This window comes from Nocardia sp. NPDC004278 (genome assembly GCF_053602975.1).
Genome location: NZ_JBSGEQ010000026.1, coordinates 1 through 12,187 on the forward strand (window position 1 = coordinate 1; position 12,187 = coordinate 12,187).

Genomic DNA, 12,187 nt, shown 5'->3' on the forward strand with positions numbered 1-12,187 from the left:
AAGCAGATCCGGAATTTGGCGGTGGGGGAGTTGGAGATGTTTTTGACGAGTATGAGTTTGCCGTCGTTGCCGCATGCGTGGATGCAGGTGTATACCCCGACCGATGAGGCGGCGTGGGGGAAGTTGCGGGAGTTGTTGGCGATGAGTGAGGAGGAGCGTCAGCTTCCGTGGGTGGAGCATCGGGAGCGGTACCACGCGGCGGCGGGGTAGCGGCTGGCGGCGAAATAGAATTGAGGCGTGGGCATATGGCATCGCTCTTGAGCCTGTCTGCTGATTCTCGCAATCTTATTTGACCGTGCTGTCGAATCGTTCGCCACTGCTGGGGGATTCGGTGTGGTAGGGCTGCGTTTGATGCGCTGCGAGAGCAACGAAGCTACGACGCGTGCGGCGGTCGCGTAAATCAACCGAACTCGGGGCGGGCGGGCCCCGCTGTCCTGAGGCCGGGTTGGCGGAGGGAGCCGTCGACAGCAGATCACCCGCGCCGTACTTTGATTGCAAGAAGGAACTAATGGGAGGGAATCGCGATGCGCGTCGATATCGAATTCACAGTGGCGCAGTGACCTTGCGAGGTGGCTCCATCGGCTGGAACCGGCGCAGGGCATCGTCCTGTTGGTGGTGATGACGCACGGCTTCGCGGGCATGAAGGAATGAGTCGCCCCGTTCGCCGAAGTGTTCAGCAAGGTCGGTCTGGCTTGTCTGGTGTACGACCACCCTAGCTTCGGACCTCCGATGGTGGACCGCGCTACGAGGTCGAACCCTAGACCCAGATCGAGGGGTACCGAGATGCGATCACCTTCGCCCAGACTTGGACGGTATCGACCCGGAACGCATCGGCATCTGGGGAACCAGTTTCGCCGGCGGCCACGTGCTGGTCGTTGCGGCATCCCGACATCGTCGGCGTCCTCAGCGTTCTTGTCTCTCCCTATTGGTGGCGCCTGGCGCTATCGGATCATCCCGGCGACCGGCGACGGTTCTACCAGCAGATCGGCGACACCGGGCTGATCAGCGGCACGCCTGAGCGGAACGCGCCTCTGCTCGAGTGGATTCCGCACAGCGATCGCCGGTCGATCGACGACCTTCACGGCGAACACCTCATCGAATGGCTGGGCACGTGAAACCTGGCGTCAGTTGCAGGTGACTCTTGGGAATTGTGCCGGGCCTCCGATGGCGTTGTGTGCACGATTCGGCGGTCCTCAGCGGGTTCTTTGAAGGGAGCCCATGAGGAACCCCCAACCGGCCAGCAACACTGCCACAAGCAGATTCCACCAGGTGGGTGTCAACCATGGGAAGGAGCCGGCGACGAACGCGGCTGCGATGGCGATCCCGACGATGGTGGCGGGCCACTTCGCAGGGCTCACGAACCAGGTCAGCGAGACGGTGGTCACAGCGAAAGCGAGAAGCGCGAGATGCAGAGCACCGAAAGTGACACTGACGAGCAAGGCGACGACGTCGGCGGAAAGGGCGATTCCATAGGCCGGATACACCAGTCTGCCCACAGCGAGCAGCACCACCACAAGGGAGACGAGGCTGACCATCGAAGACGCCGCGCCGAGGTCGACTCGCGTTGAACGACGGGTTATCCGATCGGCGAGGCTGCCACGAAAGCCCGCGCCCAGCGATACCACGGCGAAGAAGAGCATCTCATCGCTCCACATCAGTTGCGCGCGGCCCTGCGCGGCCCAATGAACGAGGTCGTTTCCATCCGATGGAACGGGCGGACGCGCCATAAGAAGGAACACCGCCGCGCCGGCGAGGATCCCGCCGATACCGAGCAGCCAGTCGTGGCGAGGTAAGCGCAACCGGCGTCGCCATAGTGCTGTGTCGACCAAACCGAATCCGTCCATGCAGAAGAGGGCCGCCGCCTATGGCGTCGCTCGATATGTGATGGGCCGGCGGCTCGCCGACACCGCCCACCGCATCCTACGACTGAACCGACGACACCAGTCCGAAGTGGTCGACCTGGATGACGCCAGCGACGACGACACCGCAACTTGGCTCGGAATGACTGAGAAAACCGCTTATCCCCATTCTCATCCAACCTAAGCCACCCCAGCTCAACGGCAGTCTAGCGGCTCAGATTGAACGAGAACGGACACGAGACTTCAGCTATGCCGCCGACTGAAACCAGCCCCACGAACGCGAAGACCCACATATCTTTACGCATTGGTCAAGCTCGCAGAGCCGTTATCTGGACAGACCCCACTCGAACGCATCCGGCTACCGGATGGCACGAACGACCGGGTGCGATGCTCAGAACAGGGTGTCTTGGACGCGCAGCGGCCGGTATCCGGTCAGGCCGAGCTGGGCGAGTTCGGCGTCGATGTCGACCTCGATGGCGCCGAAGAAGGCCTCCGATCTCGCGAAGTGTCAAGCTGCGGTCGGTTCTGCGGTCATTTGGTGGCGCTCCGAATGCCTTGCCGTAGCCGCCCGCACCGGCAAAGCGCCGGTACCTCTGTGTTCGCACCAGGTCGACAGCGAGAGCAGCGATCAACAGTACGCGTCTCGGACGCGGCAGCTAGACCTCAGCGTTGCGACGTACGATCTCGGAAGATCGCAAGGCGCGGCTGATACGTCCGAGCCATTTGGCTTCGTCGAGTAGCGTGTCAGCGCCACCATTTTCGGCAGACAAGGTCATCGTCGTGTTGTGCCGAGGCGGTATGCCTGCCCGCTTCGCCTGGATTGCGGCCGCGATGACGGCCGCCTCGATCATCGGGCCGCGCTCATGGTCTGGTAGGCCGAGCGCAGCGGACCGTTCGGCGGCGAGTCGCCGCACCTGTGGATCGGCGTACCCACGCAACGCCAGTTGCGCGTCCCGAATGTCGATGACCCGGCGACAGAGCCGGAATTCGGCGTCCCGCAAAGGATTCCATTCGCGGTCGGCGGGGAGGGGTACAGCGCTGGCCGTGCCGGTGGCGGATGTCAGGTGCCGGCTCAGCGCGCTGAGTTGTCGTTCGGTTCGGTGGCATCGGTAAGCATGGAGCAGCGACCCGAAAACCTCACTGCCCGAGGGCAGCGCCATGCCTGCGATGACGATGAGCAATCCGGTTACGGTGAGTAGCCCGTCGACGACGGCATACATCGGCTGGGGTGTGTGGCCGAGATCGGCTACGACGAGTGTATAGGCGAGGAAGGCCAGACGCGCGATCACGACGATGCCACCTATCGCGATGACGCGGAATCCGATGCGTAACCACGGCTTCGCGGTGAGCGCGGCGTAGCGGAACCCGAACACTACCGCCGCGACGGCGCTGACACCGACGTAGCAGATGAACAGATACCGATACCGCGTACCGTCCGGAGACGTCGACGAGGACATGGCAAACAGCGAGACAACAGCGACGACGACAACAACGAACCCGGTGTAGCAGAGCCGCGACCTGCGGCGAGCAATCTCGGTCCGTGTCGTGAGGTACACGAACCATATCTGGCTCGCGCATACCGCGAGCATCGCTGCGACGTCACTGAACAATATGCCGATTCTCGGAACATGGGTGTGGTAGTCGATGGCATCGGATTCCAGCCAGAGCGCCATGGTCGCCAAGATCGCGCCGACAAACAGCGCACTCGCACGGTGCATCCCGTTGTCCGGATCCCGCGTGATGTCGCGAGCCTTGATGGCGAGGACAGTGACGCAAGCGAGCGCCGTGAGCAAGATGAGGAGAATCGGGTGGGAGGTCACAGTGAGTTATCCAAGCGGCGGACTATGTCGGCAATCGCTGGATCGGCAGCGACGGTAACCGGCTGGCTCGAGCGTTGTGCGCGCCGAAGGAGCAACGTCGCCGTCATCTCCGCCTCGGCCTCCTGCTCGGTGGATCCGCAGGATCTGGCAAGAACCTGTCCCTCGGTCTGATGGGCGATGTGCACGAACAGGCAGTGCTGTCGGTCATCGCCGATCGGCTTCCCCGTGTGACCGAGAAGAAGATGCGCGAGTTCGTGGAAGATGATCTGCTGGCGGTGGATTGGACTGGCCGACTCTTCGTAGATGATGGAATGCCCGCGTTCGTCGGTGATCAGCAAGCCGAGCGGACTCGCCGGCGGCAAGGCCATCGGGATCAGTTCGATCCGTCTGCCCAAAAGACTCTCCAGCCGCTGGCATACCTCGCCGATACCGAAGCGAACCGGTAGCCCAAGCGTGTCGATTCGCCGTTCGCAGCGCTTCCGCAAATCAGTAGTCCGCATGGCAGTCCTTGCTCGGTTGATGTTCTTCCCGCGCTACTGGTCGCCGGGTGGGCCGGCGGGCAGTCGCTCCAATCGGCGAAAACGATTGATCACGTCGGTGACCGCCGCCAAGCTCTCGGCGGACAGACCCGCCGCCCGCAACGCCACATCACGCACACCCGCGTCGCGCATCGCGGCCAGCAAACCCAACTCGGCGTCAACCTCGCGACTGGTCTCGTCATCGAAGAAGTACGCAGCAGGAACTCCGAAGAACCGAGCCAGCGCACTCAAGTGCCGAAAGGTCGGATTGTCGCGTTGACCGGTACGCAAATACCAGACATACGAGCCCGACATCTTCACACCCTGATCGCGAGCGACCGCGGTAGCGACCTCCTCGTTGCTGAACTCGCGGCCGTCGGGCCTGCGCACGACGTCGAACAGATGGGTCAATCTCGACGCCAACGCCGAGGTTGTTTCGTCCACCGATCGCCTTTCCGTCAACTGGAATGGTTACCAACCATTATCGCTTGACAACCGTTGACAGGGCCCGCCAGGCATGGCAATAATCAGGCACATCAACTGACGTGAAGGGAATGTAAGCCTCACAGTCACACATGTTGACACGCTGGCAGAGCCGTGCCGTGGCGAGACGACCGGCAGAGGGCAGGAGCCACACCGGAGGGCCGATCGTCGGCGGACTCCCTCGGTGCACCGCGACATTGCTCGACACCGGCGTGAGGAGGCCGCGGCCCTGACACATGTGGATCAACCGTTATGGGTCGATCCCGATGAGTTGCGCGCGTTAGCACTGGAGCTGCACCAGCTGAATTTACCCGCAGCACGAAGACCGGGTACCCGATCACAGGATAATTGGCTCCGATGCAAGAAGGACAACATGAATTCAAACCACTTTGCTGCCATTAAGGATTACTCCCAGCAGATATTGAGTGGAGAGGGCGATAACGACTATGCCCGTTACATGCGTACTGATCGACTGCTAGACCTGCAGCGTCGCTCGGACGAGATGGTGCACCGTGACGAGTTACTATTCCAAATCGTCCATCAGTCGACCGAGTTGTGGCTCAAGCTGGCCTGCGCCGAGTTGCGCAAGGCGGCCGAAGATATCGATAATTCCGATCTGAACGGTGCAATCGCATTGTTGACCCGAGCATCTCTGGCAATGATGCTTATCACCGACCAGTTGGAGATGATGCGCCATTTGGAACCTTGGGACTTCCAAACTATCCGTACCGTTCTCGGCCACGGTTCTGGATCTGATTCTCCGGGCTGGATTTCGGTGCGACGGGATAGTCGGACTATCGGGAAAGCGTTCACTACGCTCGTGCAGAATCGAGGCGTCGACCTTGCCGAAGTATATCGGGCCGAGCAACGATCCGAAATACACCGCCTGGCCGAGGCCCTGATTGAATGGGATGAGCGGGTATCTTTGTGGCGGGTGCGGCACTTCAAGATCACCGCACGGTTGATCGGACATCATGCCACCGGCACGCAGGGCACGCCGGTCGCAATGCTGACCAAATTGATCTCGCACAGATTTTTTCCCGAACTGTGGGAAATCAGAAGTTTCCTTACAGCGACCGGCCCGATGGCAGAGCCGAATGCCGATCCTGCCCAGGAAGTTCGGAGATGAGTAGTCGGCCGATGTCTCCCGAGACATTCCGATCTCACTTTCCGATGTTGCAACGCGCAGTACATCTGGCTACTTGCAGCCTTGGGGCTCGTTCGGTGGAGCTCGACCGTGCCTTGGCTCGGATGCTGGCGGAGATGACCCGTGTCGGCGCAGCCTGGGAGGCATTCGAGAACCAGATCAGTGTGGCACGAAATCGGTTTGCAGCACTGATCGGTGCGCGGGTCGACCAAGTGGCGGTAGTTCCCAACGCATCGATCGGCGCCTTCCAGGTCGCCTCCACTCGGAGCTGGCAAACTCGGCCTCGTATCGTCACCACAACAGCCGAATTTCCATCTATTGCCCATGTCTGGCGTGCCCAGAAGCAGTGCGGCGCCGAGGTTGTAGATGCCGGTCATACTTTGGATAGCTTCACAGCGTTCATCGACCGAACAACCCGCTTGGTTTCGGTGCCTTTGATCGGTTATCAGCACGCGCTGCGGCTGCCGGTCGTCGAAGTGGTCCAGGCTGCGCACGCGGCCGGTGCCGAAGTATTCGTTGACGCCTATCAGGCGGTTGGTGTGGATCCCGTGGACGTCGGAAGCCTCGGCTGCGATTTCCTCGTTGCGGGTACTTCGAAGTACTTACTAGGCTTGCCCGGCCTCGCTTTCCTCTACGCCCGTGCGCCCGAATATTCCGACCACCTGCCGACTTCGACAGGCTGGTTCGGGCGAGTTGACCCGTATGCTTTCAACTCCTTCCAATTGGATTACCCGGCGTCGGCGACTCGATTCGAAACCGGTACACCGGCCGTGCCGGCATGCTATGCCGCGGTGGCGGGGCTGCAGCTTGTCGGCCAGCTGGATCTCGCACTTGTTCGCAATCACGTGTGGCGCCTCGGCGAATTGGCTCGCGAGCAGTTGAGCGCACAAGGTGAGCGTGTGCGCGCCGTCCCGCTCGAGCGCCGTGGCGCACATATCGGAATTATCGACGCCGACCCCGCCGGACTCGGTCGCCAATTGGCCGGACATGACATTGCGGTCAGCCCACGTCACGACGTGGTAAGGGTGTCATTTCACTACTACAGCAATGTCGAGGACGTTACCGCCCTATGCGCAGCCCTGCGTGACATCCGACGTGCACTCTGAATTTTCTTTTGCATCGATAGAAAGGCTCTGATGTCCACCGCTGAACTCATGTCGTGGCTATGTGCGCCGGCAGCTGAACGATTCCCCTATGACGCAGTCCTTCGCGGGTATCACAGTGTCGGCAAGCACTTCGTGCCCACCGGCACCTTGGACCTGCTCGACCAGGCCCGCACGGTACTGCCCCGGCTCGGTGGTCCTTGGCCTCCGGTACGAGTCCTTGCCGCATTTCTGGACTGTGCGCTCGATAAGCTGGACAACCGATATGACTACCCGACTTACCTGGCGCTGCGACTGCTCGAGTTGCCCGTCGTCGACGACCCGATAGAGCAGGCGCTTTTCGCGCGGTCCCGGTGTGATCGGCGCACGGTACAACTTCTCGCGGATGTTCTAGCCTTCGAACTAGCCGCGATACAGGACCGAACCACACTGCTGCCGACGATGCGTCCGCCACGGAATGTTGTCAACAAGCGGATTCGGCATGGATTGCGCGCGATCCAGCCAGCGCTGGCGCGATTAGCGCTGGACCGCGACTTGACCGATGACGAGCCGGTCATCCGGGCGCAACAAGTCAGCGCACTCGTGCACGCCGATATGTCGTTCGCGGAGCGGCGCGTGCTCGAGCTGAGTATCCTCCCCGTCTACACCATGCACGACGAGTACCTGTTTCTTCGGGTGCTGCAGACCTTCGAAACAACCTTCACGCTTCTGGCCATGCACCTGCGCGGCGCCGTGGCAGCACTGGCTGCCGGCGAAGTGAGCCGAGCGGTCCACTTCATCTGCAACTCGACGACTGCGCTGCGCGAGGCGGCACCGCTGTTCTCGATGCTTGCCACGATGCAGATCGAGTCCTTCAGGACGTTTCGTCAGTTCACTGAGGGCGCCAGCGCGATCCAGTCACGGAGCTACAAGCTCGTCGAGGCGCTGTGTCGGCGCCCGGACGCCGAGCGTGTCGACTCGCCCGCTTACCACTCGGTGCCTGAGGTGCGCGGCCGGGTTCTGGCTGGTCAGGAATGCACGCTCGACGATGCCTACGCTGGTGCGAGAAGCTCGGGCGACATCGCCGGATCCGAACTGGCGCGGCTGGCACAAGTGATGGCAGACTTCTCGGCTGCTCTGCTCCGCTGGCGCGCCACTCATTATCGACTTGCACTGCGCATGCTCGGCGGTGCCAGTGGCACGGGATATACCGAGGGCACGCCCTATTTGGCGGCCTCGCGCACGATTCCGGTTTTCACCACCGTCGAGCCCGTCAGCGACGTGGCTCCCGACAAGCCGATTGTGGTCTGACACCTCCGCATGGCAGTCCTTGCTCGGTTGATGTTCTTCCCGCGCTACTGGTCGCCGGGTGGGCCGGCGGGCAGTCGCTCCAATCGGCGAAAACGATTGATCACGTCGGTGACCGCCGCCAAGCTCTCGGCGGACAGACCCGCCGCCCGCAACGCCACATCACGCACACCCGCGTCGCGCATCGCGGCCAGCAAACCCAACTCGGCGTCAACCTCGCGACTGGTCTCGTCATCGAAGAAGTACGCAGCAGGAACTCCGAAGAACCGAGCCAGCGCACTCAAGTGCCGAAAGGTCGGATTGTCGCGTTGACCGGTACGCAAATACCAGACATACGAGCCCGACATCTTCACACCCTGATCGCGAGCGACCGCGGTAGCGACCTCCTCGTTGCTGAACTCGCGGCCGTCGGGCCTGCGCACGACGTCGAACAGATGGGTCAATCTCGACGCCAACGCCGAGGTTGTTTCGTCCACCGATCGCCTTTCCGTCAACTGGAATGGTTACCAACCATTATCGCTTGACAACCGTTGACAGACAACGTCAGGCGTGGTGCAATCGGGTCATCAACTGATGTGAATGGCGTTTTGGAATCTCAGTCACACATGTTGACATGACTGGCATTACGCGCGGGCGGGGGTTTCGAAGGGAGATCATGTGGGACCGTTTGGGAGCGATCCCGATGAGTCGCGCGCGCTGACACTGGAACTGCAGCAGCTCGCCGGAGCAGACAGCACGGATGGCGGCGGAGTCGAACGCCATCCTCGCCCACGAAAAGTGCTGGGGCGACGACGAACATGGAAAGACCTTCGCCCAAACGCATGTGCCCGGCATGCAGCAGGGCGTGGACGGCGTGGTCCCGAACATGTCGGAGTGTGCGGTGACCAGTTCCGGGGGTGAGGACCTCACAGCGTTGGCCGATCGGATCGCGGATGGGCTGCGCGGTCTTGCCTCGCCCGGGTGGCAACGGATGGAGGCGTGGTTCGCGATGACCGTTGTCGCCGAATCGGCGCTGTTGATGGTCGATGATGGCAGCCGGTCGATTCGGTGCCAGGTGTCGGATGCGGTGTGGGAGATGGTGCGTCGGCATCGGCGGCTGTCTGTGGGTTCGGAATGTGGGCCATGGTGGCGGTTGCTGGTGCGCATCGACGCGGACAGTGTCGAGGTCGTCGCCGATCATGGTGCGCAGGAGCCGTTCCCCGGTGAGCAGTTGTTCGCACCGGATGCCTATCTGGCTGACGTGGAACGCTATCCGCGCGACCGGTTGCCGGTGTGGTTGGCGGCCTACATCGGGCGCGGTGAACGCCAGCCGAGGCCGCCGCAGGCGGCCGTGGACGGGATACATGCGGACCGGCGTGCGGGTGTGCGGGCGGTGGCCGTGGATGGCGAGCTGCCGGAGCTGGCGGTGTTGTGGGCCCGGTGGGCGGTGCTGGCTGCGGCCTTCGTGGCAGTCGGATCGAGGCGGGGGCCGCGGATCGGACCGTCGGTGGGCATCTTCGAAAGTGCGGGACACAGCGGCTCGACGTTGACTCTGCTGCCCGGTGGCCGGGCGGTGCTGTCGGGCGGCGTGTGGGATGCGCCGGTCTTGGACGCCGCATACAACGGGAGTGGCGCGATGCCGAAGTTGTTTGCGGGAGCGCCGGATTGGGTGGCGGACCCAGTGCTCAACCCGCGTGCGCTATCCGGATTGCTGTCGTTTTGTTACTGGTGGGAGGCTGGTCAATGGTACCGGGGCGAATCCGCTCCGGTACCGGAGTGCGCGCCGGCGCTGCCTGCGGTATGGACCGTCTCGACGGTTGCGGGAGTTGTCGGCAGCCTGCTGGGTGACCGATCGGGTGAAAGCCCGCAAGCCGCCGAACTGTTGGTGTTGGCGGCACAGGCGGGCGCGGTGACTCGCGAGGCGATGGTGCAGGCCGTCGGCGATGGCGAGGGAGTCGACATCGCCGGTGGACTATTCCAGCTGATGCTCGCAGATCTGGCTGCCGATCACGTCGCCGGGATCCGCGAAGCGGATGCGCTCGATCTGGTCCGGGATCACATCCGCCAACGGAGTTACGACACCACCGGATACTCGCTGTCGACGTTGCGGGCCGATCGCATCAGCGTGGGCTGGTTGGTGCGTTCGCCGGTGCCGGACGGTGACATGGCCTTGGACCGTGCGGTTTTCTATGTCGCTGACGACGGCGTCGTGGAGCGCTCCACCTCTTCGGTGCCGCTGTCGGTGTTCGTCACCGATTTCGAGCGACGGTTCCGGATGCGTAGCAGCGGCCGAGTCTGACCGACGGGGCGGGGACATGAACAGTGAAGTTAGGTTGGACCCGGACAGCCTGCGAAACCGAGGAGCGCGGCTGGCCGAACTGGGTGACCAAGTGGGGCAGACCTATGCGGGCTTGCGGGACTGCCTCGCGCAGTCCGAAGGCAGCTGGGGCGACGACGATATCGGCCTCGCGTTCGCCAAGGAGTTCGAGCCGCACGCCGAACAGTTGCTGGCCAATGTGCGGGCAATGGAGGAAAGCCTGCACGGCACGGCCGCCGGAATCATCGACGCCGCACGCCAATTCGAGGCGCAGGACGCCTATTTTGCCGGCCGGGTAAGCACCGCAGCCGGGGACGTGGACCCGAACATCGGGGAGCCGGCTCCGCAGCGGCCGGACGGCCCCGGCGGCACGCCTGCGCTCACCCGTACACACTCACCTGTGACGGACGATCCCGCGGCGACATCTCCGGCAGCGGGGGGCCAGCCGTATCCCACGGACCGGGCGCAGCCCACCGAACGATCCGCGCCCGGCGGCCCGCGGTCACCGGATGCTGCCACGGCACGGTCCACGCCGCAGGACGGTCTGCGGCGCCCGGATTCTTCGGATCGACCGGTCGAGAGGGCGAATCGGGCAGGCCGAGAGGACACCGGCAGATCCGGCAACCGTGTCGGCAACTCCGGTCGCCAGCCCTCGTCCACCCCCGGGTCGCCCCCGTCCTCTCCGGTATTGCCCACGGCAGCCACGCCGAATGCGGCCCGGTTGCCGGGTACGGCGTCCGGATCGCCGCCAGCGGTCGAAGTGGGGCGGCGAGACACCCCGTGGACCGGGCAACGGCCCTCGACACCAACCCCGCCCGTGAGTGCTCAGCCGAGTACCCCGAGCCCTCGGTATGGTTCGCCACCGCGATCGAACAAGCCCAGTGACGAACCGCAGCGCGGGCGTGATCGGCGCGGTTCCGACGGGCGACCGGTTTGCGATCCCGTGGTCGGGTGGCTGGCGCGGAGGTTGGCCGAGCACCATGGTGTGCGGGTGGCCGGATTCGATACACCTGGCCTGCAGGTGTCGGCGGTGCGGGCGTTCGTGGCCGCGGTGGACCGGGTGCTTACCGACTACCCGGTGATCGCCCTGGATATCGTCGCGGTGGCAGGACTCGGCGCCGAATCGGGGATGGTGCGGTGGAGTTCCGAACCGCGCGACTCCCGGGGCGCAGCTCGCTCGATCACGCTCGACCAGCGGACCGCGCAGGAGCCGAGGGAAGTTACCGGAACCACGGAAACCGACGTCGACCCGGGTATCTACGCGGCCACGTTACGGGAATTCGGCCGGGCGCTCGATGGCGCCGGTGACGGTCTGGCGCGCAGGCAGGCGCAGCGCGTACTGCTCGCCGAGTACCTGCGTCGGGAGCCAGGACGACACCGCACACTCGCCGAGGTGGTGCGCGGTTACCAGCACTGGCGTGCCGAGTTGATCGGGGACGCCCCCGGCGGATTCGACGTGAGTCGGGCCTTCGGTGCCGCGTTCGCGGAGGTAGTGCTGCGCGGTAGCGAGGCGGGCGTCCAAGCGAAAACACTGCATGCGGTGCTGGTCGCCGCTGCCTCTCGGCGGGGGTAGGCGGTGCTGGTGGACGGTTCGTGGTCACTGAACCCGGTCGTGGAGCTGCGGAACGCGTTCGAGGGGTTGCCCGCTGTGGTGCGGCGTCCAATCGAGATGGT

At 63.6% G+C, this 12,187-nt stretch carries 11 protein-coding genes and 1 pseudogene; 7 read left to right on the plus strand and 5 right to left on the minus strand.

Features of this window, described 5'->3' with window-relative positions; translation table 11 throughout:
• Together ACWEO2_RS31410 and ACWEO2_RS31415 are read left to right on the plus strand one after the other, a co-directional pair.
• Positions 1 to 210: pseudogene (locus ACWEO2_RS31410) on the plus strand (transcriptional regulator); the annotation flags it as partial.
• A 665-nt stretch (positions 211 to 875) separates the two neighbouring features.
• Positions 876 to 1,115, plus strand: a complete 240-nt coding sequence (locus ACWEO2_RS31415; RefSeq protein WP_452408652.1) for a hypothetical protein — start codon at positions 876 to 878, stop codon at positions 1,113 to 1,115.
• Between the two features lie 78 nt (positions 1,116 to 1,193).
• Here ACWEO2_RS31415 and ACWEO2_RS31420 read toward each other — a convergent pair whose 3' ends face one another.
• From ACWEO2_RS31420 to ACWEO2_RS31435, 4 genes are all read right to left on the minus strand, one after another.
• Positions 1,194 to 1,829 (minus strand): hypothetical protein, encoded by a 636-nt coding sequence (locus ACWEO2_RS31420; RefSeq protein ID WP_452408653.1) that lies wholly within the window; start codon positions 1,827 to 1,829, stop codon positions 1,194 to 1,196.
• 686 nt (positions 1,830 to 2,515) lie between these two features.
• On the minus strand, positions 2,516 to 3,679 hold the full coding sequence (locus tag ACWEO2_RS31425) for an MAB_1171c family putative transporter (protein ID WP_452408654.1): 1,164 nt from the start codon (positions 3,677 to 3,679) through the stop codon (positions 2,516 to 2,518).
• Positions 3,676 to 4,017: a hypothetical protein gene (locus tag ACWEO2_RS31430; protein WP_452408655.1), complete on the minus strand. Its 342-nt coding sequence runs from the start codon at positions 4,015 to 4,017 to the stop codon at positions 3,676 to 3,678. The genes ACWEO2_RS31425 and ACWEO2_RS31430 overlap by 4 nt, the downstream gene beginning before the upstream one ends.
• A 195-nt stretch (positions 4,018 to 4,212) precedes the next feature.
• Complete coding sequence (locus ACWEO2_RS31435) at positions 4,213 to 4,641, minus strand: helix-turn-helix domain-containing protein (RefSeq protein ID WP_452408656.1); 429 nt, start codon at positions 4,639 to 4,641, stop codon at positions 4,213 to 4,215.
• A 412-nt stretch (positions 4,642 to 5,053) separates the two neighbouring features.
• Here ACWEO2_RS31435 and ACWEO2_RS31440 point away from each other — a divergent pair, with 412 nt between their 5' ends.
• From ACWEO2_RS31440 to ACWEO2_RS31450, 3 genes are all read left to right on the plus strand, one after another.
• Positions 5,054 to 5,809 (plus strand): tryptophan 2,3-dioxygenase family protein, encoded by a 756-nt coding sequence (locus ACWEO2_RS31440; RefSeq protein ID WP_452408657.1) that lies wholly within the window; start codon positions 5,054 to 5,056, stop codon positions 5,807 to 5,809.
• Positions 5,810 to 5,931: 122 nt separating this feature from the next.
• Positions 5,932 to 6,933 (plus strand): aminotransferase class V-fold PLP-dependent enzyme, encoded by a 1,002-nt coding sequence (locus ACWEO2_RS31445; RefSeq protein ID WP_452408658.1) that lies wholly within the window; start codon positions 5,932 to 5,934, stop codon positions 6,931 to 6,933.
• Between the two features lie 300 nt (positions 6,934 to 7,233).
• Entirely contained in the window at positions 7,234 to 8,220 is a 987-nt protein-coding gene (locus tag ACWEO2_RS31450; protein ID WP_452408659.1) for a tryptophan 2,3-dioxygenase, read from the plus strand.
• 44 nt (positions 8,221 to 8,264) lie between these two features.
• On the opposite strand, the gene ACWEO2_RS31455 is transcribed toward ACWEO2_RS31450, so the two are convergent.
• The gene (locus tag ACWEO2_RS31455) at positions 8,265 to 8,693 is read right to left on the minus strand and encodes a helix-turn-helix domain-containing protein (protein WP_452408656.1); all 429 of its coding nucleotides are present in this window, start codon (positions 8,691 to 8,693) and stop codon (positions 8,265 to 8,267) included.
• A gap of 263 nt (positions 8,694 to 8,956) precedes the next feature.
• On the opposite strand from ACWEO2_RS31455, the gene ACWEO2_RS31460 reads away from it, so the two are divergent.
• Positions 8,957 to 10,495 carry a hypothetical protein gene (locus ACWEO2_RS31460; RefSeq protein ID WP_452408660.1) on the plus strand — a complete coding sequence of 513 codons (1,539 nt, stop codon included), beginning with the start codon at positions 8,957 to 8,959 and terminating at the stop codon, positions 10,493 to 10,495.
• A 16-nt stretch (positions 10,496 to 10,511) separates the two neighbouring features.
• A complete protein-coding gene (locus ACWEO2_RS31465) occupies positions 10,512 to 12,086 on the plus strand; it encodes a hypothetical protein (RefSeq protein ID WP_452408661.1) in 1,575 nt (524 codons plus the stop codon).
• The last annotated feature ends 101 nt before the right edge of the window (positions 12,087 to 12,187 follow it).